Annotated in this window: 28 protein-coding genes; 15 read left to right on the top strand and 13 right to left on the bottom strand. The window is 66.2% G+C overall.

What is annotated here, in order from left to right; translation table 11 throughout:
- Positions 1-55: 55 nt before the first annotated feature.
- The 6 genes from HNE04_RS12885 to HNE04_RS12860 form a co-directional block, all read right to left on the bottom strand.
- Positions 56-1,375: a TRAP transporter large permease gene (locus tag HNE04_RS12885; RefSeq protein ID WP_172219492.1), complete on the bottom strand. Its 1,320-nt coding sequence runs from the start codon at positions 1,373-1,375 to the stop codon at positions 56-58.
- Positions 1,372-1,848 carry a TRAP transporter small permease gene (locus HNE04_RS12880; RefSeq protein ID WP_172219490.1) on the bottom strand — a complete coding sequence of 159 codons (477 nt, stop codon included), beginning with the start codon at positions 1,846-1,848 and terminating at the stop codon, positions 1,372-1,374. The genes HNE04_RS12885 and HNE04_RS12880 overlap by 4 nt, the downstream gene beginning before the upstream one ends.
- A 121-nt stretch (positions 1,849-1,969) precedes the next feature.
- The gene (locus HNE04_RS12875; RefSeq protein ID WP_172219488.1) at positions 1,970-2,665 is read right to left on the bottom strand and encodes a fumarylacetoacetate hydrolase family protein; all 696 of its coding nucleotides are present in this window, start codon (positions 2,663-2,665) and stop codon (positions 1,970-1,972) included.
- Entirely contained in the window at positions 2,662-3,717 is a 1,056-nt protein-coding gene (gtdA, locus tag HNE04_RS12870) for a gentisate 1,2-dioxygenase (protein ID WP_172219486.1), read from the bottom strand. The genes HNE04_RS12875 and gtdA overlap by 4 nt, the downstream gene beginning before the upstream one ends.
- Positions 3,718-3,742: 25 nt before the next feature.
- Positions 3,743-5,077 carry an FAD-dependent oxidoreductase gene (locus tag HNE04_RS12865; RefSeq protein ID WP_328700325.1) on the bottom strand — a complete coding sequence of 445 codons (1,335 nt, stop codon included), beginning with the start codon at positions 5,075-5,077 and terminating at the stop codon, positions 3,743-3,745.
- A gap of 11 nt (positions 5,078-5,088) precedes the next feature.
- Positions 5,089-6,282 (bottom strand): 3-hydroxybenzoate 6-monooxygenase, encoded by a 1,194-nt coding sequence (locus tag HNE04_RS12860; RefSeq protein WP_172219482.1) that lies wholly within the window; start codon positions 6,280-6,282, stop codon positions 5,089-5,091.
- 96 nt (positions 6,283-6,378) lie between these two features.
- Here HNE04_RS12860 and HNE04_RS12855 point away from each other — a divergent pair, with 96 nt between their 5' ends.
- Together HNE04_RS12855 and HNE04_RS12850 are read left to right on the top strand one after the other, a co-directional pair.
- The gene (locus HNE04_RS12855; protein ID WP_172219480.1) at positions 6,379-6,816 is read left to right on the top strand and encodes a MarR family winged helix-turn-helix transcriptional regulator; all 438 of its coding nucleotides are present in this window, start codon (positions 6,379-6,381) and stop codon (positions 6,814-6,816) included.
- 110 nt (positions 6,817-6,926) lie between these two features.
- Positions 6,927-7,601: an OmpA family protein gene (locus HNE04_RS12850; RefSeq protein WP_172219478.1), complete on the top strand. Its 675-nt coding sequence runs from the start codon at positions 6,927-6,929 to the stop codon at positions 7,599-7,601.
- Between the two features lie 41 nt (positions 7,602-7,642).
- On the opposite strand, the gene HNE04_RS12845 is transcribed toward HNE04_RS12850, so the two are convergent.
- The 4 genes from HNE04_RS12845 to HNE04_RS12830 are packed head-to-tail and all read right to left on the bottom strand — an operon-like array spanning position 7,643 to position 11,143.
- Entirely contained in the window at positions 7,643-7,948 is a 306-nt protein-coding gene (locus HNE04_RS12845; RefSeq protein ID WP_172219476.1) for an antibiotic biosynthesis monooxygenase family protein, read from the bottom strand.
- 11 nt (positions 7,949-7,959) lie between these two features.
- Positions 7,960-8,283 carry a 2Fe-2S iron-sulfur cluster-binding protein gene (locus HNE04_RS12840; RefSeq protein ID WP_172219474.1) on the bottom strand — a complete coding sequence of 108 codons (324 nt, stop codon included), beginning with the start codon at positions 8,281-8,283 and terminating at the stop codon, positions 7,960-7,962.
- Positions 8,283-9,758 (bottom strand): glutamine synthetase family protein, encoded by a 1,476-nt coding sequence (locus HNE04_RS12835; RefSeq protein ID WP_172219472.1) that lies wholly within the window; start codon positions 9,756-9,758, stop codon positions 8,283-8,285. Before HNE04_RS12835 ends, HNE04_RS12840 begins: the two co-directional genes overlap by 1 nt.
- Entirely contained in the window at positions 9,755-11,143 is a 1,389-nt protein-coding gene (locus HNE04_RS12830) for a Rieske 2Fe-2S domain-containing protein (protein ID WP_172219470.1), read from the bottom strand. Before HNE04_RS12830 ends, HNE04_RS12835 begins: the two co-directional genes overlap by 4 nt.
- A gap of 51 nt (positions 11,144-11,194) precedes the next feature.
- On the opposite strand from HNE04_RS12830, the gene HNE04_RS12825 reads away from it, so the two are divergent.
- Genes HNE04_RS12825 through pgeF form a run of 5 tightly spaced genes read left to right on the top strand, consistent with a single transcriptional unit; the run spans position 11,195 to position 14,336 of the window.
- Positions 11,195-11,917 (top strand): GntR family transcriptional regulator, encoded by a 723-nt coding sequence (locus HNE04_RS12825; RefSeq protein ID WP_172219468.1) that lies wholly within the window; start codon positions 11,195-11,197, stop codon positions 11,915-11,917.
- Entirely contained in the window at positions 11,914-12,612 is a 699-nt protein-coding gene (locus tag HNE04_RS12820; protein ID WP_235964968.1) for an AzlC family ABC transporter permease, read from the top strand. The genes HNE04_RS12825 and HNE04_RS12820 overlap by 4 nt, the downstream gene beginning before the upstream one ends.
- A complete protein-coding gene (locus HNE04_RS12815) occupies positions 12,602-12,910 on the top strand; it encodes an AzlD family protein (RefSeq protein WP_172219466.1) in 309 nt (102 codons plus the stop codon). Before HNE04_RS12820 ends, HNE04_RS12815 begins: the two co-directional genes overlap by 11 nt.
- A 13-nt stretch (positions 12,911-12,923) precedes the next feature.
- On the top strand, positions 12,924-13,565 hold the full coding sequence (gene maiA / locus HNE04_RS12810; protein ID WP_172219464.1) for a maleylacetoacetate isomerase: 642 nt from the start codon (positions 12,924-12,926) through the stop codon (positions 13,563-13,565).
- Positions 13,566-14,336, top strand: a complete 771-nt coding sequence (pgeF, locus tag HNE04_RS12805) for a peptidoglycan editing factor PgeF (RefSeq protein WP_172219462.1) — start codon at positions 13,566-13,568, stop codon at positions 14,334-14,336.
- Here the strand turns inward: pgeF and HNE04_RS28050 are convergent.
- On the bottom strand, positions 14,268-14,555 hold the full coding sequence (locus HNE04_RS28050; protein ID WP_235964967.1) for a hypothetical protein: 288 nt from the start codon (positions 14,553-14,555) through the stop codon (positions 14,268-14,270). The genes pgeF and HNE04_RS28050 overlap by 69 nt on opposite strands.
- Before the next feature lie 88 nt (positions 14,556-14,643).
- Here HNE04_RS28050 and HNE04_RS12800 point away from each other — a divergent pair, with 88 nt between their 5' ends.
- The 3 genes from HNE04_RS12800 to phbB are packed head-to-tail and all read left to right on the top strand — an operon-like array spanning position 14,644 to position 18,330.
- Positions 14,644-16,338, top strand: a complete 1,695-nt coding sequence (locus tag HNE04_RS12800; RefSeq protein WP_172219460.1) for a PHA/PHB synthase family protein — start codon at positions 14,644-14,646, stop codon at positions 16,336-16,338.
- A 36-nt stretch (positions 16,339-16,374) separates the two neighbouring features.
- Positions 16,375-17,556, top strand: a complete 1,182-nt coding sequence (locus tag HNE04_RS12795) for an acetyl-CoA C-acetyltransferase (protein ID WP_172219458.1) — start codon at positions 16,375-16,377, stop codon at positions 17,554-17,556.
- A 36-nt stretch (positions 17,557-17,592) separates the two neighbouring features.
- Positions 17,593-18,330 (top strand): acetoacetyl-CoA reductase, encoded by a 738-nt coding sequence (gene phbB, locus HNE04_RS12790; RefSeq protein ID WP_172219456.1) that lies wholly within the window; start codon positions 17,593-17,595, stop codon positions 18,328-18,330.
- 69 nt (positions 18,331-18,399) lie between these two features.
- On the opposite strand, the gene HNE04_RS12785 is transcribed toward phbB, so the two are convergent.
- Entirely contained in the window at positions 18,400-18,807 is a 408-nt protein-coding gene (locus HNE04_RS12785; protein WP_172219454.1) for an RNA-binding protein, read from the bottom strand.
- Between the two features lie 258 nt (positions 18,808-19,065).
- On the opposite strand from HNE04_RS12785, the gene HNE04_RS12780 reads away from it, so the two are divergent.
- The 5 genes from HNE04_RS12780 to HNE04_RS12760 all read left to right on the top strand — a co-directional run bounded on the left by HNE04_RS12780 (position 19,066) and on the right by HNE04_RS12760 (position 24,475).
- Positions 19,066-20,022 carry a FecR domain-containing protein gene (locus HNE04_RS12780; protein ID WP_172219452.1) on the top strand — a complete coding sequence of 319 codons (957 nt, stop codon included), beginning with the start codon at positions 19,066-19,068 and terminating at the stop codon, positions 20,020-20,022.
- Positions 20,023-20,085: 63 nt separating this feature from the next.
- Positions 20,086-20,958, top strand: coding sequence for a Tll0287-like domain-containing protein (locus HNE04_RS12775; protein ID WP_172219450.1), 873 nt, complete (start codon positions 20,086-20,088; stop codon positions 20,956-20,958).
- A gap of 10 nt (positions 20,959-20,968) precedes the next feature.
- Positions 20,969-22,444: a serine/threonine-protein kinase gene (locus tag HNE04_RS12770; protein ID WP_172219448.1), complete on the top strand. Its 1,476-nt coding sequence runs from the start codon at positions 20,969-20,971 to the stop codon at positions 22,442-22,444.
- Positions 22,437-23,753 (top strand): type VI secretion system-associated FHA domain protein TagH, encoded by a 1,317-nt coding sequence (tagH, locus tag HNE04_RS12765; protein WP_172219446.1) that lies wholly within the window; start codon positions 22,437-22,439, stop codon positions 23,751-23,753. Before HNE04_RS12770 ends, tagH begins: the two co-directional genes overlap by 8 nt.
- Positions 23,735-24,475, top strand: coding sequence for a PP2C family protein-serine/threonine phosphatase (locus HNE04_RS12760; protein WP_172219444.1), 741 nt, complete (start codon positions 23,735-23,737; stop codon positions 24,473-24,475). Before tagH ends, HNE04_RS12760 begins: the two co-directional genes overlap by 19 nt.
- Here HNE04_RS12760 and tagF read toward each other — a convergent pair.
- Positions 24,439-25,017, bottom strand: a complete 579-nt coding sequence (gene tagF / locus HNE04_RS12755; RefSeq protein WP_172219442.1) for a type VI secretion system-associated protein TagF — start codon at positions 25,015-25,017, stop codon at positions 24,439-24,441. The genes HNE04_RS12760 and tagF overlap by 37 nt on opposite strands.

Below are 25,017 nucleotides of genomic sequence, written 5' to 3'. Positions count from 1 at the left end.
AGTGGTGGACGGTAAGTTAACGCACGGCCGGGCCGGCCGACTCGGGGGCTTTCCCTCAGCTGATGTACTTCACCAGCCAGAGCGAGATCGCGGGAAAGAACAGCAGCAGCAGGGTGCGCAGCGTGTCGCTGATGAGGAAGGGCATGACTCCGCGGTAACTCTCGCTGATGGGGACATCCCTGGCCATGCCGTTGACGATGTAGACATTCAGGCCTACAGGCGGCGCCAGCAATCCGAAGCCCACGGTCATCAGCACCATGATGCCGAACCAGATCGCCACGGACTCTTTCGGCATGCCGAAGTCCAGGCCCATGACCATCGGAAAGAAGATCGGGATGGTGAGCAGGATCATCGACAGCTCGTCCATGACCGCACCCAGCACCACGTAGAACAGCAGTATGGCGCCGACCACGGCGACCGGCGAGAGGCCCCAGCTGCCGACCACGGCGGCCAACTGGTTGGGCACCTGTGTCAGGGCCAGCGCGGAGTTCATCAGGTCCGCGCCGATGAAGATCAGGAAGATCATGGCCGAACTTTCGGCCGTGGCGTAGAAGCAATGCTTGAACTTCCGCCAGGTCATCTCGCGCCGCAGCAAGGCCGCGCCAAAGGTCGCGGCGGCCCCGACGGCGGCGCCCTCGGTGGGGGTGAACAGGCCGCCGTAGATCCCGCCGAACACGATCAGGAAGATGATCGCGATCGGCAGCACCCCCGCTAACGCGGCCAGGGTCAGCTTGGGCGCATCGTCCTCATGCTCCGGCGCATGTCCCGGGACGACCCGCACGTAAACGGCGATTGCGATCATGTAGCCCACCATGGCGATCAGGCCCGGGATCATCGCCGCGGCGAACAGCTTGGCGATGTTCTGCTCCGCCAGGATCGCATAGACGACGAGCGGAACGGAAGGAGGGATCAGGATGCCCAAAGTGCCGCCGGCGGCAAGCGCCCCGGTCGACAGGCGCCCCGAATAGCCGTGCCGTTTCATCTCCGGCAGGGCGACGGACGTGATCGTGGCGGCCGTGGCCACCGAGGAGCCGCAGATCGCGCCGAAGGCGGCGCAGGCCATCACCGCCGCCATGGCCAACCCGCCCTTGAAGCGGGACATGATGGAACTGGCCACCTCGAACAGCGCCTTGGAGATGCCGCCCTGGGTGGCGAAGTTTCCCATCAGGATGAACAGGGGTATGACCGACAGGTCGTAGCTGGCAAAGCGGGCGAATGCCTGGGTGTTAAGGAAGCTCGCCAGCGGCGCCCAGCCTGCCTGCAGCACATAGCCCACGCAGCCCGCCACGAACATCGAAATGGCGATGGGGACCCGTACGGCCATCAGCAGCAGCATGATGGCGAAGATCAGCAATGTGAGGGCAAGCGGGCTCATTCGGTCACCTCGACGTCGAAGCCACGCAGGGCCTGGGCCAGGCCGATCAGGGCCGTCAGCGCCAGCGGCGGCACCATGGCCGCGTAGACGATCCATTCCGGAAAACCGATCATCATGGTGCCGGAGTGCGTGTTGTAGGCGTTAAGGCCCCCCAAGGCGGCGCGCCAAGCGAGCAGGGCCATCGAGCCGCCCAGCAAGAGCGCGCCGAAACGGTCCAGCGCCGCGTTGGTCGCGTCGCTCGCCTTGGCGGTGAAGAAGTCGACGATGATGTTGCCCCGCCGTAGTTGGCACCAGGGCATGAAAAGCGCGACCGCGGCGCCGGCGGCGACGCCGGTCAGCTCGAAGTCTCCGACCAGCGTGATGCCGACTGTGTTGCGCCCGATCAGGCTGACGCAAGTCATCAGCGTGATCGTCGTCAGCAGGACGCCGGCAAGGATGGCGCAGAGTTTCGCCAGGTTTTCCAATAGGCGCAATCCGTTCTCCTCGTTATTCTTGGGATTGTCGAACCCGCGCCTTCCGGCGGACCGGCGGCGCGCGGGCGCTGCGCGATTATCGAACAACCCGTTCGATCAGCGCGCAAGCCCGCGCCCGGCCTCAGGCGATCTTGACCGACAAGGTACCGAGGCCGGCGACGCTGCCCACCAGGGTGTCGCCCGAAACCACCGCAGCCACGCCCTCGGGCGTCCCTGTGAAAATCAGGTCGCCCGGCTGCAATTCCCAGGCGGCCGACAGATGTTCGATGGTTTCACCGATGTTCCAGATCAGCTTGGACACATTGCTGCGCTGGCGGTCTTTGCCGTTCACCTGCACGTAGATCACGGCCTTGGTGACGTCGCCGGCCTTGTCGGCGGGCGTGATCGGGCCGATCGGTGCGGACTGGTCGAAGGCCTTGCCGATGCACCACGGCCGGCCTTGCTTCTTCATCTCGCCCTGCAGGTCGCGCCGCGTCATGTCCAGCCCGACCGCGTAACCGTAGATGTGCTTTTTCGCGTCGGCGGCCTTGATGTTCTTGCCGCCGGTGCCGATGGCCACCACCAGCTCGATCTCATGGTGGAGGTCCTTGGTGAGGCTGGGATAAGGGATAGTGCCGGTTTCGCCGGCGTTCACCGGAACCACGGCATCGGCGGGCTTGAGGAAGAAGAACGGCGGCTCGCGGCCGGTGAAGCCCATTTCCTTGGCGTGCTCTTCGTAGTTGCGGCCGACGCAGTAGATGCGGTGCACCGGGAAGCGCTCGGTGCGGCCCTGAACGGGTACCGAAGCTGGGGGCGCGGGAGTGAAAACGTAGCTCATGACAACCTTTCTTCCTGGTGAATTCCCAGTGCCTGGTGCACCGGGCGATCGGAGTAGCTGAACAGCACACAACCACGCTCCGACGAGAAGCGCGCAGTGTGCCATGACGGAACGACAAAATGATCGCGTGGCGAAAATGCGAAGCGCCAGCTCTGGCCGCCGCTTTCGATGACCGCTTCGCCGTTGCCTTCGACGACGCTGTACACCGCCCCGTCGGTCTGGCGCCAGGGCTTGCCGCTGAAACCAGCCGGCAGTTTCTGCATGAAGGTCGCCATGGTCGGCATCGGCGAGCCGCCGGTAAGCGGGTTGATGTAGCGCAGCTTGACCCCGTCCCAGGCATCGACCGGCGCGTCGCGCTCCAGCCGGTCCAGGGCCTCGCGGCTTCGCTCGTAGGGGTAGCTGAAGATCGGCGAGGCGAGGCCGAACGGTGCGTCGTGCCGGACCGGCGCCATGTTGTGGCCGTAGCGGGCGAAGCTGCTGCCTTCGGCGCGGGCAACGGCCTGCGACTTGCTGGAGGCGCTCTCGGCAAAACCGGCGTCGAAGAAACGGATCATGGGGATGTCCAGGCCATCCAGCCAGACGACGGGCCCGGTTTCGTCGTGCCCGTGGTCATGCCAGGTCCAGCTGGGCGTGATGATGAAGTCGCCCGGCCGCATGGTGGTGCGCTCGCCATCGACGGCCGTGTAGGCGCCCGATCCCTCGACGATGAAGCGCAGGGCGCTCTGCGTGTGCCGGTGGCTGGGCGCCACTTCACCGGGCAGGATCAGCTGCAAGCCCGCATAGAGGGACTGCGTGATCGCCGATTGCCCGCGCAAGGCCGGGTTCTCCAGGATCAGCACCCGGCGCACCGCTTCTTCCGCGGTGATGGCTTCGCCGGCCCGCATCAGGAAGGGCCGCACCTCTTCGTATTTCCACAGTGCGGGCACGCAGGGGGACGCAGGCTGCGGCGGGACCAGCGCATGCAGCACCTCCCACAGCGGGGTCAGGTTGAGCGGGTCCATGTCGCGATACAGCTGCTCGCGCAGCGGGGCGGTCGGATGGGGGGCGTTCATGAGGGAATTTCCTTCGGTGGGCCTACTAGCTTCGGCCCAGGTAGGCGCCATCGCGTTCAAGGCGGGCTTGCAGGGCGGCGATATCCACATCGGCAGCATGCGAGCCGGCGCCCAGTGCGAGATGTGCGGCAGTGCCGGCGGCCTGGCCCATCACGAAGCAGGCGCCGGTGACCCGGGCTGCCGATTGCGCCTCGTGGCTCATGGAAGCGCAGCGGCCGGCGACCCACAGGTTGTCCGTTTCCACGGGCACGGTCATGCGGTAGGGAAGGTGATTGAATCCGCGGCTCTCCGGGATCTTCGGCCAGCGGAATTCGACGTCGCCCTTCAGGTGCAGTTCCAGGGGCCAGCCGTTGACGCCCACGGTGTCCTCGAAGCTCGCGCATTCGAGCACGTCCGCTTCGGTCAAGAGGTAGCGCCCCTGCACGCGCCGCGTCTCGCGGATGCCGACCTGCGGCGCGATGTCGACGATGTACGAATTCTCGAACCCCGGCACTTCCTTCAGGAAGTTGGCGACGCTGGCGATCTGCCGCCGGCCCAGCATCTCGGCTTCGCTCAGTTCGTCCGCATCGGTGCCGTCCATCGCATTGCCCTCGGCATTGGCCAGCTGGGTGAGGTTGACGCGCCACTCGATGCCGCTTTTCTGCGGCCGCACGATGGGCGTCTTTCGCGGAAACTTGTAGCGGCCCGCCGCTTCCGCTTCCAGCATCAGCTGCGGAATGACCTCCCAGGCCTTGCCCGCACGATCAGGATCGATGCCGTTGAGGCGGAACATGGTCGAGGGGTAGAGGAAGTTGCCCGCGCCATCGCCGTTCTCGTACGGCACACCGGCCCAGGCGGCAAGGTCGCCGTCACCCGAGCAGTCGATGAAACAGCGGCCGAGCACGGCGCCGCGGCCGGACTTGGTCTCGATCAACAGCGCCTTGATGCGGCCGGCCGATTCCATGAGCACGCCCGCGGCCAGCGCATGAAACAGCACCTTCACCCGGGCGGAAAGCATCAGGTCGTCGGCGGCGATCTTGTAGGCGGCAGTGTCGTACGCCTGCGCCACCGTCTTGCCGAACAGGTTGTGCGGCGTGTTCAGCCCGCCAAGCCGATCGATGCGCGAGAGCAGGTCGTCGGCGACGCCGTGCACGACCTGGCGAATCTCGCCGTGCACATTCGCATGCAGCCCGCAGAAGTTCGTCACGCCCGCCGCCGTGCCCATGCCGCCGAGAAAGCCGTAGCGCTCGATGAGCAGCGTCGAGCGGCCGGCGCGGGCTGCGGCCACTGAAGCGGCTATCCCGGCGGGGCCGCCGCCGAGGACGACTACGTCGTATTCCCCCAGCACCGGTGTCTGGCGGCTGGGTTCTGTCAGTGTTATCTGCATGGGCCTCAACTGAAAAGGTTCTTGGGATCGATCCCGTCGTACATCCACTTCAGGCCGGCGAAGCCCGCGGACTCCTTGCCGCTCTGGAACATCTGGTTGCGCAGTTCTCGCTGGACGCCTGCCGCATGGTAGATGTCGCCGTAAAAGCGCGCTGTGAGCTGCACCCGCCCGGTGCGCAGGTAACGCGCCTGCTGGTACTTCTGGAACGCCTGCGCCACGTCGCCCCGGGTCAAGCGCAAGGCCTCGCCCAGCACGACCGCATCCTCGATGGCCTGCCCCGCGCCCTGTGCCAGGTACTGCAGCATAGGGTGGGCCGCGTCGCCCAGCAAGGTGACGCGGCGGTCGGTCCAGTTCTTCACCGGCTCGCGGTCGCACAACACCCACATCTTCCAGGTTTCTATCTTGTCCAGCAGTTCACGCACCTGCGGCACGGCATGGGCGAAGCGCTCGTTCAATTCCGCGGTGTCGCCGAAAGTGTTCCAGCCTTCGTCGTACTTGTTGCTGTGAAAGACGGCCACCAGGTTGAACAGCTCGCCCCGGCGCAGCGGGTAGTGCACGAGGTGGGTTTTTTCGCCGCCCCAGAGCAGCACGTCGTCGCTCCACAGGTGAGCCGGCACGTCTTCGCGCTTGAGTACGGCGCGATAGGCGATATGGCCGGAAACGCGGGGCTTGCCGTCGCCGACGACGGCTTCGCGGATGCGGCTCCACAAGCCGTCGGCGCCAAGGAGGGCATCTCCCGGCACGACTTCACCACCAGCTAGCTTCACGCGCACGCCCGAGGCGTCCTGCCCGAACGATTCGACCTTGCTGCCGGTGCGAAGCATGATATTGGGCAGGGCCTTGCAGGCTTCCAGGAAGACCTGGTGGAGGTCGGCTCGATAGATGACGCCGTACGGAAACCCGTAAGCGGCGCGGGCAGTGTCGCCCAATGGGACGCGCACGACCCTCTCGCCGGTGCGCACGTCGTTCATGCCCAGGCCCGGGGGGAAGAAAGCCACATGGTTGACGGCATCGGTCAGGCCCAGGTACTCGAACATCTTGAAGATGTTGGGGCCGAGCTGGATGCCCGCTCCGATTTCGCCGAACGCGGCGGACTGTTCCAGCACGGTGACCGCATGCCCGTCCCTGGCGAGCACGAACGCCGCAGCCAACCCGCCGATACCCCCGCCGGCAACGATCAATTGAAGAGGCCGCGTCATGAATGATCCCGATACGCTGGACAAATGATAAGCATACATATTAATAATCGACCTGGCAAGTGCAGGAGCCGCCCCGGCCGTGGCTACACTCGCCGCATGTCCAAGAGCTTCGATTTCCAGCACGCACCCGGGCACCTGATCCGCCGGGCGCACCAGCTCGCAGTGGCGATCTTCATGGAAGAGACGGGCGATTTCGACATCACGCCGGTGCAATTCGCCATCCTCAATGCCCTCATCGACGACCCGGGCGAAGACCAGGTGACGCTGGCCGCCAAGGTCGCGTTCGACGCCGCCACGTCCGGCTCGGTGATAGGCCGGCTGGAAGCCAAGGGTTGGGTGCGCAGGAAAGCCGACGCGCAGGATCGCCGGCGCAAGCTGTTGTGGGTGACGCCTGAAGGCCAGGAGGCGGCGCAGGCCATGAAGCGGGCCGTGGCCAAAGTGCAGACCCGGCTGCTGGAGCCGCTCGACACGGCGGAGCGCCGGCAGCTGACAACACTGCTGGGCAAACTCGTGAGCGGCCACGAAGAGGCTTGAACTCAACAGTCAGGTCCTTGTCCTACAGCGATGTGAGGCCATGGATGTGCACAATCCGGCCGGCGCCGCAGTCCAATGCGTGAGTGCTTTACTGTCGAAAGGAAACACATATGATTAACAAACAATTCAAGGGGCGGACCCTGTTCGTGGCCGTCAGTGCGGCCGCCATGCTCATGGCCGGCTGTGCCGACATGAACCTGGGCAACATGTCCCAGACCCAGAAGGGCACGGCCGTAGGCGCCGGTGTCGGCGCACTGGCCGGTGCCGCGATCGGGCGTGATGCCAAGGGTGCCGTGATCGGCGCCGGCGTGGGCGCGCTGGGCGGCTATGTCTGGTCCAAGCACATGCAGGACAAGAAGCTGGCCATGGAACGCGCCACCCAGGGCTCGGGCGTGCAGGTCACCCAGACGCCGGACAATCAGCTCAAGCTGAACATTCCCAGCGACATCTCCTTCGATTCCGGCCGCGCCGACATCAAGCCCAACCTGCGACCCATCCTGGATCAGTTCGCGAGCGGCCTGTCCTCGCAGCCCAACACCGAAGTGCGCATCATTGGCCACACCGACAGCCAGGGCTCGGATGCCGTGAACGACCCGTTGTCGCTGAACCGCGCCCAAGCGGCCAAGCAGTACCTGGCGGCACGCGGCGTGGACCCAAATCGCGTGGTGGTCGCCGGTCGTGGCGAACACGAGCCGGTCGCCGACAACTCCACCGATGCCGGCCGCGCGCGCAATCGCCGGGTCGAGATCTTCCTGGGCGAGCGTTCGAACGTCGCGACGCGATAAGCATCGCCGGCTAGGAGAAAAGGGCCCTTGCGGGCCCTTTTTCATTCCGGCGATTTCACCAGGAGATCGAAATGCTCCACCAGCGGCGGGGCGGCGAAGAAGGGCCCGACGATGGCGCGCCATTGCGCGAACAGCGGGCCTTCACGGAAGCCCACCGTATGGTCTTCCAGCGTGTCCCAGAAGATCTGCAGCACGTAGCGCTCGGGTGACTCGATGCATTTGTTGACCTTGTAGCCGCGCATGCCCTTGGCCTGCGCAATCACGGTGGCCAGGCCGCGCTGGATAGCCTCGTCGAACGCGGCCTGCCGGCCGGGGGCGATGCGGATGTCGGCGAGCTCGAGGATCATGGTGTGGCTTTCTAGTGTTGGCTTTCTGGCAAGTCTACCGTGAGGCCGTCCAGCACCTCGGTCAGCTCGATCTGGCATGACAGGCGGCTGTTGGGGTTCCTGGGCGATGCGGTGAACTCGAGCATGCCGAGTTCTTCGTCGCCGGGTGGCGGCAATTGGCTGGCATATGGCTCGCGCACGTAAACGTGGCAGGTGGCGCAGGTCATCAGCCCGCCGCAGTCGGCCTCGATGCCGTCCACGTTGGCCGCGACGGCTGCCTGCATCAGGCTTTGCCCGGTTTTGCATTGAACCTCAAGAGCGGCGTCGCCTGCCTCCACAAAATGGATGGTGATCATCAGAACCGGCTGAAATATTCGCGCCGCTGGAACTCGTCCCTGTCCTCGGCCTGCTCGAAGCGCAGCAGTTCCGCCTGCTTGATGCGCACGAAGTAATTGACGAAGGCCTGGCCGAAACCAGCGGTGAGCGCCGTGTCCATGCGCAGGGCGTGCAGTGCCTCGCCCAGGCTCGTCGGCAGTTTGGCGGCTGTCGATGCATAGGGCGCGTCGGTTGCGGCGGGAGCCTTCAGCTTGCGCGCGATGCCGTCGAGCCCCGCGTGGATCTGCGATGCCAGATAGAGATAGGGGTTGGCCGCCGGCTCGCCGATGCGGTTTTCGATGCGCGTCGCGCCGTCGCCGCACTCGCCGATCACACGCAGCATGGCGCCGCGGTTGTCACGCCCCCACAGCACCGATTGCGGCGCCAGTGCATTGGGCCGGAAGCGGCCGAAGCCGTTCGCCGTGGGCGTGCAGAACACGGCCATGGCGCGCGCGTGTTCCAGCAGCCCGGCCAGGTAATGCTCGCCCAGCTCAGACAGCGTGTACTGCGCGTCCGCGGGGGTCGACGCCGGTATCGGCGTCTCGCGGCGAAATGCGTTGCCTCCCTGCGCGTCCACCAGCGACTGGTGCAAATGCCAGCCACTGGACATGATGTTGGGGAAGGGCGGGCGGCACATGAAACTGGCGTGATAGCCGGCGCGCCGCAAGGCCTGCTTGACCGCGTTGCGGAACAACACCATGTTGTCGGCGGCCGTCAGGGCATCGGTGGCTTCGAACACGGCTTCCACCTGGCTGGGGCCCAGTTCGATTTCCAGCGACAGCAGCGGCAACCCCAAGGCCTGGGCTGTGTGCTGGACGATGCGCAGCGGCTCCTCGGCCATGTCGAACCAGGACTCCGTGAGCAGGTTATAGCCCGGATGGATCATGCTCACGGCGGGCGGCGGGCCGGGCCAAGCCGCCTGCTCGGGATCGAGCTGGGCGTGCGTGTCCTCGATGCGGTAGATGTGGAACTCGATCTCCAGCCCGCACTTCATGGCCAGCCCCACCTCGGCGAGGCGCGCCAGCGCGCGTTGCAGCACCCGGCGCGTGTCCAGCTCCACTGGCTGGCCGTTCTGGAACCAGGGCTGGCCGCGCACCCAGCCCGTGCCGGTGGTCCAGGGCAATTGCTTGAAGCTCGCCGGGTCGGCCAGCAGCAGCAGGTTGCTGGCGAATTCGAAGCCCGGGAGTTCGGCGGCGCCGCCGGGCTCGAACACCTTGAAGGCGGTGCGGTCAGAGCTGTCCTTGAGCATCAGCGTGCTGACCATTCCCACGCCTTCCTGCATGGCGTGGGCCGCAGCCGACGCGACCAGCGTCTTGCCCCGCGTCACGCCATGAAGGTCGCACCAAACAAAGCGTACCAGTTCCAGGCCTGCTGCGTCTATCAGCCGGGCGGTTTGCCGCAGCGCCAGTTCGCGCTGCGCGTCGTGGATACCGCAGCGCTGGGCGAAACTGCTCATTCGATGAGCTCAGGCCGGACGGCGCTGCCAGCGATCCACGGCGCGCCATCGCGCTTGGCTTGCACCTGTTGCTTCCACCAGGTCGGCCAGGTGCCCGCCGGGGCGATGCCGTCGACGGTGTCCGGACCTGCCATCGCCGGAGCCTGCGACGCATCGGCCACCCCGGGCGCGACGCCTCCAGCCTGCACGGTTTCGATCGCCTTGAGCAGCGTCCGGCGGTTGGCCATGATCACCTTGTCGCTGGTTCCCAGGTGCTCGCGGGTGCGGTCCTGGATGGGGCCCATGCTTTCGACGGCCCACTGGTCATGCACGTTGATATCGTCCTCGCCCATGCCCAGGTAGGTCTTCGTCAATTGCTCTTCGGGGTTGAAGCCCCAGCGGTTGTGGCGCCCGGACTTGGGGATGTAGTCGGGCAGGGAGATGTACTGCAGCCGCTGGTTGCGCATCGCCTCCTTGTCGACCGGCCCCGCGAAGCTGGTGAAGACCGAATACCAGTACGTGTGGGTGTCGTCCACGGGCAGATGCATCTGCGTGATGGTGAGCGTTTCCGATAGCGGGATGACAAACGTATGGGGGAAGATGGCATGTGTGATCCGCACATGGGTGAGTTCGTCCGTCATTGGCCGCAGGGCAGTCAGTTGCATACCCCAGGGCGTGGGCTCGAAGCTGATCTCGGGCTGGTGGAACTCGCGCATGATGCGCGTCATCGGCCAGCGCTCGCCGCCGAACTCTCCCGCGCTGGCGCTGCGAAACTGTTTACCTGCCGCGTTGTCGCCGACCCCTTCCAGCGCCTCGTCGTTCAGGAACCGGTGCAGGAACGAGGGATGGGCCGGATCGATGCCCACCTCGAACGCCTGCAGCCAGTTGGCGTTCCACAAACCCTTGAACGCGAAGGTATGGGAGGAGGGCGCGGCGAAGCAGTCGAAGTTGGGGAAGGGCGGCGGCGCGGCGCCTTCCTCGCCCAGCCACGCGAACAGGATGCCGCTCCTTTCCAGCACCGGGTAGCTGCGCTGGCGCACCCGTTCGCATAGCTTGCTGCCCGTGGGTTCGGCGGGCGTTTGCAGGCACTTGCCGTTGACATCGAACTTCCAGCCATGGAAGGGGCAGCGCAAACCGTCGCCTTCATTGCGGCCGAAGGACAAGTCGGCTCCGCGGTGCGGGCAATCGCGATCCAGCAATCCCCAGGCTCCCTGGGCATTCCTGAACAGCACGAGATCCTGTCCCAGCGCGCGCACCGCCTTGACCGGGCGCGAGGCCATGCGCGGGTCGAGCACCGGGTCGAATTCATCCACTAGCGCCACGGGCTGCCAGTACCTGCGCAGCAGCGCCCCGCAAGGCGTTCCTGGCCCCACGCGCGTGAGCAACTCGTTCTGGTCGGCTTTCATGGGGCTCCTAGACGGTATACCGAAATTGCAATTCAGTGTACAGTTGCCTTCATGAACTTGCAAGAAACCGTGCTGATACAGCTGCGCGATTTGATCCTGCGCGGCGAGTTCGAGCCCGGGCAGCGATTGGCCGAGCAGCAGCTGGCGGAGCGGCTGGGTGCATCGCGCACGCCGGTGCGCGCAGCGCTGGTCACGCTGGAACAGGAGGGCCTGGTCGAGGCCAACGACACCGGTAAGTACCTGGTGCGTCGGTTCACGCCGCGCGAGGTGGCCGACGCCATCGCCGTGCGGGGCCACCTGGAAGGCATGGCCGCCCGGCTGGTCGCGGAGCACGGCGTTTCGCGGCAATTGCAGCTGGACCTGCAGGCTTGCCTGGATGAAGGCGATCGGCTGCTGGCCGCAGATCCCCTCACCTATGAAAGCTATGCGACCTACGCCGTGATGAACGATCGTTTCCACGCCCTGGTCCTCGAGGCCAGCGGCAACCGCGCCTTGCAGCGCGCCGTAGCGCTGAACGACAAGCTGCCTTTCGCGCCGGCTTCGGCCATGTTGCCCATGCAATCCACGCTGCAGCAGGACCGCGAGTGGATGCAATACGCGCATCGCCAGCATCACATGCTGTTCGACGCGATGAAACGCGGCGAAGGCGCGCGCGCCCAGGCGCTGGCGGTCGAGCACACCGAAGTGGCGCAGATGAACATGCGGCTGGCGCTGGAGCGCCGGGCCGAGACCGAGCGCCTGATACCGGCCATGCGGCTGGTCGTGGGCCTTTGAGCTCGACAGCGCCGGCCGCCTTCAGCGCCGCCGGCGTGCGCCATGGCTTCATAGTCGGCCAGCCGCTGGCTCCCGGTGCTTTCGTCTACGGCATGGTGTTCGGCGTCCTGGCCAGCGAACGCGGCCTCGCCTGGTTCGAAGCACTGCTGATGAGCGTGTTCGTCTATTCCGGCAGCGCCCAGCTCGCGGTGCTGCAGGGCTGGAGCAACCCGCCAGTGATCGCATCCCTGGTCGCGACCGTCCTCGTGATCAATGCACGCTACCTGCTCTTCGGCGCCTCGATCCAGCCATGGCTTTCGGGCGCCACGCGGCCGCAGGCGCTGGGCACGTTGTTCGTGCTGGGCGACGGCAACTGGGCGCTGTCCATGCGTGAATATCACGCCGGGTATCGGGACGCCGGGTTCATCCTGGGCTCGGGCCTGGCGATGTTCACACCCTGGGTGGTCGGCACGCTCACGGGCCACTTGCTGGGCCGCAGCGTTCCCAATCCGGCGATCTTCGGGCTGGACTTCATGCTGGTCGCCTTCGCCGCGGCCATCGGCATCGGCGTGTGGCGCGGCAGGGCCGATCTGTGGCCGGGCATCGCAGCCGCCGCGGTGGCCTTGGCCCTGCATCGTTGGTTGCCCGGCGGCTGGTACATCGTCGGGGCGGGGCTTGCGGCAGGTTGCGTGGGGGCGGCTCGCCATGGGCGTTGAAACCAGCTTCCTGATGGCGCTCGCCGCGATGGCCTGCACCGCATATGCCTCTCGCGTGGCGGGCTTCCTGCTGATGGGCTATGTCCCCATCACGCCGCGCGTCGAAGCGGCCTTGAAGGCCATGCCGCTGGGCGTGATGATCGGCCTGGTGATGCCGGCGGTGTCGGCCGGCAAGCTGCCCGAACTCATCGCGCTGGCCGTGGTGGGCATCGTGATGAAGCTGGTGCGCAACGACCTCGTGGCGGCCCTCGCCGGCGCCGCCACCGTCGCACTGTGCCGATGGCTTCTGCCGGCGTGATAACGTTTATCCCATGAAGCTGTACAACTACTTCCGCTCTTCCTCGTCGTTTCGCGTCCGCATCGCGCTGCAACTCAAGGGCCTCGGCTACGACTATCTTCCCGTGCACTTGGTCAAAGGAGAGCACAGGAAGGATGCTTACGCTGCGGTATCGCCTTCGCTGCTGGTGCCCACCCTGGAACTTGACACCGGCGAGCGCCTGGGCCAATCGATGGCCATCATCGAATACCTGGACGAGACCCATCCCGAACCGCCACTGCTGCCGCGCGACGCCTTGGGCCGCGCACGCGTGCGCGCACTCGCCCAGTTGATCTCCTGCGAGATCCACCCCCTGAACAACCTGCGCGTCCTCAAGTACCTGGTGCACGAACTCAAGGTCGAAGACGAGGCCAAGAACAATTGGTACCGGCATTGGGTGCGCGAAGGCCTGGAGGCGTTCGAGCGCGAACTTGCGCAGCTGCCTCCCTCCACCTACTGCTACGGCGAGACGCCGACCCTCGCCGACTGTTGCCTGGTGCCGCAGATATTCAACGCCAAGCGCTTCAACACGAGCTTCGACGGCTTGTCCCGCACCATGGCGGCGTTCGATGCCTGCATGGCGCATCCGGCCTTCCAGAAGGCGCAGCCTTCGAGCTGCCCGGACAACGAGGCCTGAATGGACACCCCCGCCGGTTGGATCACGCCCGACTGGCCGGCGCCGACCAACGTGCGCGCGGTCTGCACCACGCGTGCGGGCGGCTCGTCTGCCGCGCCCTATGACACGCTGAACCTGGGCGACCACGTCGGCGACATGCCGCAAGCGGTGGCCACGAACCGGAAGATTCTCCATGAGGCGATCGCGGCGCGGCCGCTCTTCCTCAAGCAGGTGCACGGCCGCTACACGGTGACCTTGGACGCGGACACACCCGACGGCACCGAAGCCGACGGCTGTGTCACGACTGCGTCACACGTGGCCTGCACGATGATGGTGGCGGACTGCCTGCCGGTGTTGTTCGCCGCCGAAGACGGACTCGCCGTAGGCGCTGCCCATGCAGGCTGGCGCGGGCTCGCGGGCGAAGGGGGGCAGGGCATTCTCGAATCCACCGCCGAATGCCTGCGGCGCGAAGGTGCGCGCGAGACCGGGCTTCTTGCCTGGCTCGGGCCGTGCATCGGGCGCGAGGCCTTCGAGGTGGGCCCCGAAGTCAAGGCGGCCTTCCTGGCACATGACTCCGGTGCGCGGGATCTCTTCGAGCCGCATGGCAACGGCAAATGGCTGGCCGATCTTCAGGGATTGGCGCGCCGCCGGCTGCAAGCTCTCGGCATCACGCGGATCTACGGCAACGATGGCAGCCGGGAATGGTGCACCGTGAGCAACCCGTCAAGATTCTTTTCGCACCGGCGGGACCGCGTCAGCGGACGCTTCGCCGCCAGTGTCTGGCGCGTTTGACGCAGACGCGGCGCGCGCTGCCAGCTCAGCCGCTTCGCGCGCCTTGATCGCTCTTTTCCTGCCCGGCGTTCCCATCAGGTAAAGCACTAACGACACAGGCGCCGCGCCATAGAGTACAAAGGTGAAGAATGCACCCAGCACCGTTCCGGTGGTGCTGGTGGCTTCGGCGACGGCCATCATGAGTGCGACGTAGAGCCAACCGATAGCGACGAGATGCATCTGTAGCGTTGCGTTATTTGTTGCAGTGCAACATGATTAATGGGATACTTCGGGTTAACCCGATAAACAGGGTATCAGGAGACAAGAGATGAATTCTGAACCAGACTGGGCTGCGCAAGCCCAGCAGTTCCAGCAAAGCCTCAGCCAGAACTGGGCCAGCGCGTTGAGCTCTTTCCAGGGACTGGACGCAACTCCCGGCATGCCGGCATTGCCCCAGCTGAGCTTCTCGCCCGAGAAGCTGCAGGCCCTGCAGCAGGCGTACCTCACGGAAGCCGCCGAGCTGTGGAACCAGGGCCTGAAGGCCAATCCGGCCGCGGCGGACAAGCGCTTCGCCTCGGATGCCTGGACGGCCAACCCGTTCGCTGCCTACTCCGCCGCCCTTTATCTGCTCAACGCCCGCACGCTGCTGGGCCTGGCCGAAGCCGCCGACACCGATGCCAAGACCAAGGCCAGGCTGCGTTTTGCCGTCGAGCAGTTCATGGCGGCTTCGGCGCCCAGCAACTTCATGTGCCTCAACGCCGAGGCGCAGAAGAAAGCCATCGAAACCAACGGCGAAAGCATCGCCCGGGGCATGCAGAACCTGCTCAAGGACATCCAGCAGGGTCATGTGTCGATGACCGACGAGAGCGTGTTCGAAGTCGGCAAGAACGTCGCCACGACCGAAGGCGCCGTGGTGTTCGAGAACGAGCTGTTCCAGCTGATCGAATACAAGCCGCTCACGGCCAAGGTATACGAGCGGCCGTACCTCGTGGTGCCGCCTTGCATCAACAAGTTTTACATCCTCGACCTGCAGCCCGAGAACTCGCTGGTGCGCTATCTGTCGGAGCAAGGGCATCGCACCTTCGTCGTGAGCTGGCGCAATCCGGACGAGGAGCTCAAGGACAAGGGCTGGGACGACTACATCGGCGACGGCTGCATCAAGGCCATCGAAGTGGTGCAGGAGATCGCGGCAGCTAAACAGATCAATGCGCTGGGCTTCTGCGTCGGCGGAACGATCCTCGGCACGTCGCTTGCGGTCCTCGCCGCGCGCGGCGAAAAGCCGGTCGCCTCGGCCACGTTGTTGACCACGTTCCTGGATTTCTCCGATACCGGAGTGCTCGATCTCTTCATCGACGACGCCTTCGTCAAGTTCCGCGAGATGCAGCTGGGCCGCGGCGGCCTCCTCAAGGGCCAGGAACTCGCTTCCACATTCAGCTTCCTGCGCCCGAACGACCTGGTGTGGAACTACGTGGTGGGCAACTACCTCAAGGGCGAAACCCCGCCGCCGTTCGACCTGCTGTACTGGAACAGCGACTCCACCAACCTGCCGGGCCCCATGTACGCCTGGTACCTGCGCAACACCTACTTCGAGAACAACCTGGTCAAGCCGGGCAAGTGCACGGTCTGCGGCGAAAAGGTGGACCTGCGCAAGCTCGACATACCGGTCTACCTTTACGGCTCGCGCGAGGATCACATCGTCCCCATCGCGGGCGCCTATGCCTCCACGCAGCATCTGCCGGGCAAGAAGCGCTTCGTCATGGGCGCCTCCGGCCATATCGCCGGCGTGATCAACCCGCCGTCCAAGAACAAGCGGTCCTACTGGACCAACGACAAACTGCCCAAGACCCACGAAGAATGGTTGAAGGGATCCAAGGAGCATCCTGGCAGCTGGTGGACCGACTGGGCCGCCTGGCTGAAGCCTCACGCGGGCAAGCAGATCGCTGCGCCCAAGAGCTACGGCAAAGGCAAGTACAAGGTCATCGAGCCCGCGCCCGGCCGCTATGTCAAGGCCAAGGCGGCCTGATCCCGTTTTCATCCCGACGCATCATTGGAGACCCTCATGGAAGACATCGTCATCGTTTCGGCCGTCCGCACCGCTGTGGGCAAGTTCGGCGGCTCGCTCGCCAAGATTCCGGCGCCCGAACTCGGCGCCATCGTGATCAAGGAAGCGCTAGCCCGCGCGAAGGTCGATCCCTCGCAGGTCAGCGAAGTCATCATGGGCCAGGTGCTGACCGCCGGCTCCGGGCAGAACCCGGCGCGCCAGGCGCTGCTCAAGGCCGGCCTGCCCAAGGAAGTGCCGGGCCTGACCATCAACGCCGTGTGCGGCTCGGGCTTGAAGGCCGTGATGCTGGCGGCGCAGGCCATCGCCTGGGGCGATGCCGAAATCGTGGTGGCCGGCGGCCAGGAGAACATGAGCGCCGCGCCGCACGTGCTGCCCAATTCGCGCGATGGCCAGCGCATGGGCGAGTGGAAGCTGCAGGACACGATGATCGTGGACGGCCTGTGGGACGTCTACAACCAGTACCACATGGGCGTGACGGCGGAGAACGTCGCCAAGCAGCACGGCATCGACCGCGCCGCCCAGGATGCGCTGGCGCTGGGCAGCCAGCAAAAGGCCTCGGCCGCGCAGGAAGCCGGCAAATTCAAGGATGAAATCGTTGCGGTGACGATTCCCCAGAAAAAGGGTGACCCGGTGGTGTTCGCCACCGATGAATTCATCAACAAGAAAACCAATGCCGAAGCGCTGGCCGGCTTGCGCCCCGCCTTCGACAAGGCCGGTTCCGTTACGGCCGGGAACGCCTCCGGCCTCAACGACGGCGCCGCCGCCGTGGTGGTGATGAGCGCCAAGAAGGCCGCGCAGCTCGGTTTGAAGCCGCTGGCTCGCATCGTCGCCTTCGGCACAAGCGGGCTGGATCCTGCAACGATGGGCATGGGCCCGGTGCCGGCCACGCGCAAGGCCCTGGAGCGCGCCGGCTGGAAGGCCAGCGACGTCAATCTGTTCGAGCTCAATGAAGCTTTTGCCGCGCAGGCTTGCGCGGTCAACAAGGAACTGGGCATCGACGCGTCCAAGGTCAACGTCAACGGAGGTGCCATCGCCATCGGGCACCCTATCGGTGCATCCGGCTGCCGCATCCTGGTGACGCTGCTGCATGAAATGCAGCGCCGCGAAGCCAAGAAGGGCGTCGCCGCACTGTGCATCGGGGGCGGCATGGGGGTTTCCCTCGCCGTCGAACGCGCTTAAACGGTTAAAACGACAGCACTTCAAGGAGAGACAACCATGAGCCAGAAAATCGCTTACGTGACCGGTGGCATGGGCGGCATAGGTACCGCCATTTGCCAGCGCATGCACAAGGAGGGATTCAAGGTCATTGCCGGCTGCGGGCCGACACGCGACCACGCCAAATGGCTGGGTGAGCAAAAGGCGCTGGGCTACGACTTCTACGCCTCCGTCGGCAATGTCGGCGCCTGGGATTCCACCGTCGAGGCCTTCACCAAGGCCAAGTCCGAACACGGCACCATCGATGTGCTGGTGAACAACGCCGGCATCACGCGCGACCGCATGTTCCTGAAGATGACGCGCGAAGACTGGGACGCGGTGATCGAGACCAACCTCAACTCCATGTTCAACGTCACCAAACAGGTGGTGGGCGACATGGTCGAAAAGGGTTGGGGCCGCATCATCAACATCAGCTCGGTCAACGGCGAGAAGGGCCAGGCCGGGCAGACCAACTATTCGGCGGCAAAAGCCGGCATGCACGGCTTCACGATGGCGCTGGCCCAGGAACTCGCCAACAAGGGTGTGACCGTCAACACCGTGAGCCCTGGCTACATCGGCACCGACATGGTCAAGTCCATCCGCCCCGACGTGCTGGACAAGATCGTGGCGACCATCCCGGTCAAGCGCCTCGGCAAGCCCGAGGAGATCGCCTCCATCATTGCCTGGCTGGCTTCCGAAGAAGGCGGCTATTCCACCGGCGCGGACTTCTCCGTGAACGGTGGTCTGCATATGGGCTGACCGTCTGCTAGCCCGAAAAAAGCCCGCTCTGCGGGCTTTTTCTTTGGCTGCGTTCTTTGGTGCGCCACCTCATTCCACCAGGTCTTCGATGATCAGGTGCCGGTATTTCTGGCCGTAGGAAATAGGGGCATCCTTGAGCACATCCATGACGTGCTCGGTCTGCTTGCCTGAGGGCGCGTGGATCATCAGGGCGTGGTGCCCCTGGCTCGCGAGATCGACATAGCGGCGGACCGTGTCGGCCTCGGTGCCTGCGGAGGGCATTGGGATGTCCGCGCCGCCCACTGTCCGGGCGACCTTCTCATGGATGTCCCGAGGGGTGAGCAACGAGATGCATTCGCCGGGATAGCCGTCATCCTCGAGTGCAAGCTCTGCGTCCCGGGCTTCCTTTTCCGACGGAAACATGATGAACATGTACCCGGTGGGGTAGAACACGCCGCTCATTGTCAGCATATTGGATTTAAGTTCAAAAGGCTTCATGCGAAGGTTCCTTCCATTTGTGTTCTGGTTGTAATAATGCGCGAAATTTCTCGCTCCTCTGTCATCTGTCGTTTGCAGCCCGTGTAGGACACGCTGCCACGCCGAGAAAAGCGGCTCGGAAAGGCGCAACGGATGGGCTGATTGCGGCGCTCATCAGCTCAGAAAAAGACAAACGCACCGGAGGGACTTGAGTACCATTGAGGCTGCCATCCGGCTGACAACCAGTTCAATGATGCCCTCTGTAGCGGAGGTAAGTCCGTGCGGCTCGCAAGGATATCGTTCAGGTCGCTCGTGCTGTGCGTCGCCAGCCTGCTTTCGTCGTCGCTGGCCTGCGCGCAAGCTACCAGTGTGGTCGGCATCGTTGAAGGCGGCGCCACGCTGATCCGACAGACCACGCGGTACGCGCTCGCCGAGGGCGTGGCGTTGAACGATCAGGACATCATCGAGACAGCACCCGGTGCTTTCGCCCAGATCGAACTTCCCGGAGGCGTCCTTGTCGGTGTCGGTGAATCGACGAGGCTGATGTTGCGGCCTCGCGTCGGCAAGGGGCTGACGCCGCCGCCGCTGTATCTGCTCCAGGGCTGGCTCAAGACCAGCACCAGCGGGGCCTTCGGCTATGCAAGCCCCACCTTTGAGATCGCGACGCAAGCCGGCACCATCGTCGTCTACACCACAGGCGCGCAGTACGAGGTGTTTCTCGAAAGCGGCGCCGCCAGGCTGAAGCTGCGCGATGGCGCGCAGACCACCGCGCAACTGGCCAGCGGTGACTTCGCACAAAAGCGTGAAGGCGCCACGCTGACGGTCGCGCGGCGCGCCACGCCCGAGTTCCTGGCCAAGGTGCCGCGCCAGTTCCGCGACCGGCTGCCCGCGCGCGGCGAGCAGTTCGCCAAGCGCAACGTCGCACCTAAGGCGCTCGGCGAGGTTGCCTACACCGATGTGGCTGCCTGGCTGCGCACCGAGCCGGCGCTGCGTCTGCCGCTGCTGCCGTTATGGCGGTCGCGCGCAGCCGACCTGACCTTCCGCGCGGCGGCCAAGGCCGAGCTGGCGCAGCACCCCGAATGGGAACCCTACGCAGACCCGGAGGGTTATGCGCGCCGCATGGCCGAAGAGGCTGAGCGTCGGCGCGCGCGGGAGGCCGCACGCCAGGCCGCCCGCCAAGCCGCCCGCGCCGCCGCCCCGGCGTCGGGCACAGGCGCCGGCTGGGGTAAACCATAGTGAACCGCCGCGCGTCTTGCCGCAACTAAGCGACTGCTAACAGCCAAGACTGGAGAGCCTCTCATGCGACTTCTACTTAAGTTCAATCTGATCTTTCTGATTGTCTTCGTCGCCGGTGTGCTCGGCGCCGGCAAGGTTTCTTATGACCTGCTGCAGAGCAACGCCAAGCAGGAGGTGCTCGACCATGCGCGCCTGACAATGGAAAAGGCGGTGGCGATACGCAGCTACACCAACGAGCAGATCCGCCCGCTGCTTGAAACGCAGATGAAGTACACCTTCCTGCCCCAGACGGTACCGGCCTATTCCGCCACCGAAGTGCTGGCGACGCTGGCCAAGAGCTTCCCCGACTACACGTACAAGGAAGCGACCCTGAATCCGACCAACCCGCGCGATCGGGCGGTCGACTGGGAAGCCGACATCGTGAATCGTTTCCGCACCCAGACCGACCAGAAGGAGTTCGTCGGCGAGCGCGACTCGGGTACGGGGCGGGCGCTCTATATCGCGCGCCCGTTGCGCATCACCAGCGCAGCCTGCCTGCAATGCCACAGCACGGTCGCGGCGGCGCCGCGTACGTTGATCGACAAGTACGGTGAGGCCAACGGTTTCGGCTGGAAGATGAATGAAGTGATAGGCGCGCAGGTGGTGTCGGTCCCGATGTCGGTGCCGCTGGCGCGCGCCGGGCAGGCTTTCAAGGTCTTCATGGTTTCGCTCGTCGGCATTTTCGTGGCCATCGGCATCGCGCTGAACCTGATGCTCTACCTGCTCGTGATCCGGCCGGTGACGGCGCTGTCGGAGCTGGCCAACCGCGTCAGCCTGGGTGAGCTCGATGCACCGGAATTTGCGACGCATGGGCGTGACGAAATCGGGACGCTGGCGCAATCGTTTGCGCGCATGCGTCACAGCCTCGATCAGGCCATGAAGATGCTCGACACCTGAGCATCCGCATATGGGCGCAGCCACCCCGTCCAGCATTGGTCCTTACCAGGTCCGCGGCGTGATCGGCTCGGGCGCCATGGGCGTGGTGTACCTGGCGTACGACCCGGCCATCGACCGCCCGGTGGCGATCAAGACGATCCACCGGCGCCTGCTCGAATCGAGCGAGGACGAACCGAACTTGGCGGCGCGCTTTCGTGTGGAAGCCAAGGCGGCAGGGCGCCTCACGCACCGCAACATCGTCCCGGTCTACCAGTTCGGCGAAGAAAAGGACTGCGCCTACATCGTCATGGAGTACGTCGCGGGGCGAAACCTGCGCGACTACATCCAGGCGCCGCGCAAGCTCGAGGTGCCGCACGTGCTGTGCCTGATGCTGCAACTGCTCGACGGCTTGCATTACGCCCACGAGCGCGGCATCGTGCACCGCGATATCAAGCCGGCGAATCTGCTGATCGCCGATGACGGGCGCCTGAAGATCACCGATTTCGGCATCGCGCGAACCGAATCGTCGAACCTGACCCGCGGCAGTTCCGTCATCGGGTCGCCCGGCTACATCGCCCCGGAGCAGTACACCGACCGGGAGGTCGACCGGCGCGTCGACGTGTTCTCGTCGGGCGTGCTGCTCTATCAGATGCTGAGCGGGACGACGCCATTTGCCGGCACGGACGAGGCGATCATGTACAAGATCGTCTACGAGCCGCACAAGCCGCTTAGTAAAGTGATGAACGACAGCGCGCTCGAGCCCTTTGATGCGGTGCTCGACCGGGCGCTGGCCAAGGATCCGGCGCAGCGCTATCCGAGCGCCATGGCGATGCGCACGGCACTGGCGGCGCTTGCCACGCAGCCGCTGCCGGACCTGCTTCCGGCCGACATCGTGCTCGCTCCGCGGCACGAAGGCCTTGAAGCGAAACCGGCCGTCGCCAAGGAGCCTGACTCGCACGCTTCCACCCAAGCGGAATCGCCCCCCCCGACGCCTTCGAAGCCACGCCCCGTCACCGGCCCGCCTTCGGTCCCCGTGCCCACCGGATGGGACACCGCAGCGCTGGCGGAGGTCGAACGCGACCTGGCCCAGCACATAGGGCCGGTGGCGCGCGTGCTGGTCCGCCGCGCCGCCCGCGGCTTGACTTCGCTGGCGGCAGTACGCCAGGCCGTGGCCGCATCGATCACCGATTTCGAGGCGCGCGAGCGCTTCCTGGCCAAGGCCGGCGTGCCGCGCACCAATGGCGCTGTACCGCCCGCTGCCAGCCTTTTCGAAGTCACGCGGGCCGATGGCGAAGTGCCGAGCGGCGCGCCGATGCGCGAGGGTGACGTCGACAAGGCGGCCGCCGCCCTCCTGTCCTCGCTCGGGCCGATTGCCCGGGTCGTCGCGAAGCGCTGCGCCGCGACCTCGGATACGCGCGAACAGTTCGTCGCCCGCGTGCTTGACCAGCTCACGCCGGGCATCGATGCCCGCCGTGTGCAGGCCGACCTGTGGCGTGCGCTTGGCTGAAAGCGGACGCGTCGTGATCGCGCTGCGTGTCACACGCCGTCCCGGTGCCACCGAACCCGATGCCACCGCGTTGGTGTTGCCGGCCGAGGGCCTCATCATCGGCCGCTCCGACGATTGCGGCCTGGTGCTGGCGGACCCGCTGCGCCTGGTGTCGCGCCAGCATGCGCAAGTGCTGGTGAACGGGCAGAGCGCGCGCGTGCGCTGCGTGAGCAGCAAGCCTTTGTGGGTGAACGACGTGCAGCTCGACCCGGGTGGCGAACAGGCCCTGGTCGCGGGCGACCGCCTGCGCATCGGAAGGTTCGAGCTCGCCGTGGAGCCCGCCGAGGAACCCGCGGCGGCCACTGCCGCGCAGCGCCCGCGTCTGGATCGCTGGTTCGATCTGGACGGAGCGCCCGACCCGCTCGCGGCCGAATCGCCGCTGCCGGCCCTGGCTGCTTCGCCCGAGGCGCCGGCGACCAGCGCGGTGGTGTCCTGGCAGACGAGCGGCCATCTCGTGCGTGGCGGCGCGCCGATAGCCTCGAGCGCGGCCGCGATGCCGCCGGCGCCGCCGCCCCCGCAGGCGGCGCCGGTTCCGGCAGAGACTCCCCGGCCATCGCCCGCGTCGCGGCCAGCCCCCGCAGAGAACCCTCCGGCTCAGAGAGCCACGCGGCGATCGACAAAGGCGTCGCCGGAACTGACCGAGCTTGCGGCCGCTTTCGCTCGCGGCGCCGGCCTTGGCGCCGAGGCGGCGCCGCTCACGCCGGAGTGGATGGAACACCTCGGCGCCCTGCTGCGGGCGACGGCGGAAGGCACGCTGGCCCTGCTGCAAAGCCGCGCGGTCGCGAAACGCCACATGCGGGCCGAGGGCACGCACATCACGCCGCGCGAGAACAATCCACTGAAGTTCTCGCCGGACGCGAACGAGGCCCTGACTCGAATGCTGCAGCGTGACGCGAGCCCGGGCTTCCTCGACCCCGTGGCGGCGTTGCGCGACGCGCATCACGACCTGCTGGTGCACCAGGTGGCGATGGTGGCCGGCATGCGCGCGGCGGTGTTCGAGCTCTTCTCCCGGTTGGGCCCCGAGGCTGCCGAGAACGCGCAAGGCCCGGCGCAGGGCATGGCACGCCTGCCCCTGCTGCGCGCTGCGGCGCTCTGGAAGCGTCACTGCATGCAGCACGCCCAGTTGCTTGAGCACCTGGATGACGACTTCGAAACCATCTTCGGACGCGAATTCCTGCGCGCGTATGAAGCGCAGTCGCGCGCCGACGCCAAGGCGGACGCCGCCGCGGACCCCACACCGCCGGAGGCCCCATGGCCGGGCGCGCATTGACCGTTTCGCTCGCCTCGCTCTCGCAGACGGGGCGGCGCGAGTGCAACGAAGATGCCTTCGGGTATTGGGAGGGCGCGGGTTCCCTCGTCGCCGTTCTGTGCGACGGCGCCGGCGGGCATGGCGGCGGCCAGGCGGCATCGCGCGCCGCCGTGACGCACGTGCTCGAAGCCTTCGCGCAGCGTCCCGAGATCAGCACCGATGCGCTGCAGTGGCTGGTCCGGGGGGCCAACGACGCGGTCGTCGCAGCGCAGGTTGCCGGCACCCTGACCGCCGACATGCGCACCACCATCGTGGTGCTGCTGCTCGACCTTTTTAGCGGCGCGGCGCTCTGGGCCCATGCCGGGGACTCGCGCCTGTACCGCTGGCACGACGCCCGATTGCTCGGCCGCACGCGCGATCAAAGCCTCGAACAGCGTTTGCGCGACGCCGGCCTGGATGCGCGGGCCGCCACCGCCGGGCAGCTGACCTCGGCGCTTGGGTCACCCGAAGGCTTCGAACTCGAGGTGCTGGACACGCCGCAAATGCTCGCCTCCGGCGATGCGCTGCTGCTGTGCAGCGACGGCCTGTGGTCGGCCTTCGACGAAGTGGCGCTGGCGCGCAGCGTGGCCGGATGCGGCAGCGTGCAGACCTGGCTCGATCGCCTGGAAGCCGGTGTGCAGCGGGCCCGCCGCAGCGACCAGGACAACTATTCCGCGCTCGCGATTTGGTGCACGGCGGGTTGAATGTCGAGCAGTTCCAGCAGCAGCGCCGGCTCCGGTGGCCAGCTCGCGACAAGGGGCATGGCATCGTGCGCATCCGCGAGCGGCCACCAGAGGCTGGCCGGCTGCGGCGGCCAGGCCTGCGCCGGCTGCAAGTCCTGCTCGGCAGGCGGCGGCAAAGCGGCGATGGCCGCCTCGAGCGCTTCGGGTCCTTCTGCCGCCGCGCCCCGCAGCGACGCGAGCCGTGCAGCGATGTCATGCGGTGAGGCCGGTGCGGCAAGGCGTTCGGCCAGCGTCAGCGGAAAAGCGCGACCGACACGATCGTGCGAAGGCGCGATGATGCCGCACCAGGCCTCGCCGGGCCCAGGCAGCGCCAGATAGCGCCACGGCGCGAAGCTGCCCAGGCGTTCGCGCAGCGCGGCGCCGTCCAGCCTCGTGGCGGCAAGGGCCAGGCCACCCTGCAGCCACGCGTCCCAGTCGCGGCGCCAGCGGGGCGGCAGGCCGCGGCCAACGAAGTCGCCGCGCGCGGGCAGCTTGCCCCACCAGGACACGCGGCGGGAAGGCAA

It is taken from the genome of Caenimonas soli (genome assembly GCF_013155545.1).
GTDB classification, from domain to species: Bacteria; Pseudomonadota; Gammaproteobacteria; order Burkholderiales; family Burkholderiaceae_C; genus Ramlibacter; species Ramlibacter soli.
The sequence above is the reverse complement of the archived record's forward strand: the minus strand, read 5'-3'. Positions and strand labels throughout refer to the sequence as shown.

What these genes read in the sequence shown, in the direction of transcription:
- HNE04_RS12775 (WP_172219450.1), top strand. Translation starts at nt 20,086, where the DNA reads ATGCGACTTCTACTTAAGTTCAATCTGATCTTTCTGATTGTCTTCGTC.
- HNE04_RS12875 (WP_172219488.1), bottom strand. Translation starts at nt 2,665, where the DNA reads ATGAGCTACGTTTTCACTCCCGCGCCCCCAGCTTCGGTACCCGTTCAG.
- HNE04_RS12800 (WP_172219460.1), top strand. Translation starts at nt 14,644, where the DNA reads ATGAATTCTGAACCAGACTGGGCTGCGCAAGCCCAGCAGTTCCAGCAA.
- HNE04_RS12845 (WP_172219476.1), bottom strand. Translation starts at nt 7,948, where the DNA reads ATGATCCTCGAGCTCGCCGACATCCGCATCGCCCCCGGCCGGCAGGCC.
- gtdA (WP_172219486.1), bottom strand. Translation starts at nt 3,717, where the DNA reads ATGAACGCCCCCCATCCGACCGCCCCGCTGCGCGAGCAGCTGTATCGC.
- HNE04_RS12770 (WP_172219448.1), top strand. Translation starts at nt 20,969, where the DNA reads ATGGGCGCAGCCACCCCGTCCAGCATTGGTCCTTACCAGGTCCGCGGC.
- phbB (WP_172219456.1), top strand. Translation starts at nt 17,593, where the DNA reads ATGAGCCAGAAAATCGCTTACGTGACCGGTGGCATGGGCGGCATAGGT.
- HNE04_RS12825 (WP_172219468.1), top strand. Translation starts at nt 11,195, where the DNA reads ATGAACTTGCAAGAAACCGTGCTGATACAGCTGCGCGATTTGATCCTG.
- pgeF (WP_172219462.1), top strand. Translation starts at nt 13,566, where the DNA reads ATGGACACCCCCGCCGGTTGGATCACGCCCGACTGGCCGGCGCCGACC.
- HNE04_RS12850 (WP_172219478.1), top strand. Translation starts at nt 6,927, where the DNA reads ATGATTAACAAACAATTCAAGGGGCGGACCCTGTTCGTGGCCGTCAGT.
- maiA (WP_172219464.1), top strand. Translation starts at nt 12,924, where the DNA reads ATGAAGCTGTACAACTACTTCCGCTCTTCCTCGTCGTTTCGCGTCCGC.
- HNE04_RS12760 (WP_172219444.1), top strand. Translation starts at nt 23,735, where the DNA reads ATGGCCGGGCGCGCATTGACCGTTTCGCTCGCCTCGCTCTCGCAGACG.
- HNE04_RS12860 (WP_172219482.1), bottom strand. Translation starts at nt 6,282, where the DNA reads ATGACGCGGCCTCTTCAATTGATCGTTGCCGGCGGGGGTATCGGCGGG.
- HNE04_RS12855 (WP_172219480.1), top strand. Translation starts at nt 6,379, where the DNA reads ATGTCCAAGAGCTTCGATTTCCAGCACGCACCCGGGCACCTGATCCGC.
- HNE04_RS12885 (WP_172219492.1), bottom strand. Translation starts at nt 1,375, where the DNA reads ATGAGCCCGCTTGCCCTCACATTGCTGATCTTCGCCATCATGCTGCTG.
- HNE04_RS12830 (WP_172219470.1), bottom strand. Translation starts at nt 11,143, where the DNA reads ATGAAAGCCGACCAGAACGAGTTGCTCACGCGCGTGGGGCCAGGAACG.
- HNE04_RS12795 (WP_172219458.1), top strand. Translation starts at nt 16,375, where the DNA reads ATGGAAGACATCGTCATCGTTTCGGCCGTCCGCACCGCTGTGGGCAAG.
- HNE04_RS12835 (WP_172219472.1), bottom strand. Translation starts at nt 9,758, where the DNA reads ATGAGCAGTTTCGCCCAGCGCTGCGGTATCCACGACGCGCAGCGCGAA.
- HNE04_RS12840 (WP_172219474.1), bottom strand. Translation starts at nt 8,283, where the DNA reads ATGATCACCATCCATTTTGTGGAGGCAGGCGACGCCGCTCTTGAGGTT.
- HNE04_RS12815 (WP_172219466.1), top strand. Translation starts at nt 12,602, where the DNA reads ATGGGCGTTGAAACCAGCTTCCTGATGGCGCTCGCCGCGATGGCCTGC.
- HNE04_RS12785 (WP_172219454.1), bottom strand. Translation starts at nt 18,807, where the DNA reads ATGAAGCCTTTTGAACTTAAATCCAATATGCTGACAATGAGCGGCGTG.
- HNE04_RS28050 (WP_235964967.1), bottom strand. Translation starts at nt 14,555, where the DNA reads ATGCATCTCGTCGCTATCGGTTGGCTCTACGTCGCACTCATGATGGCC.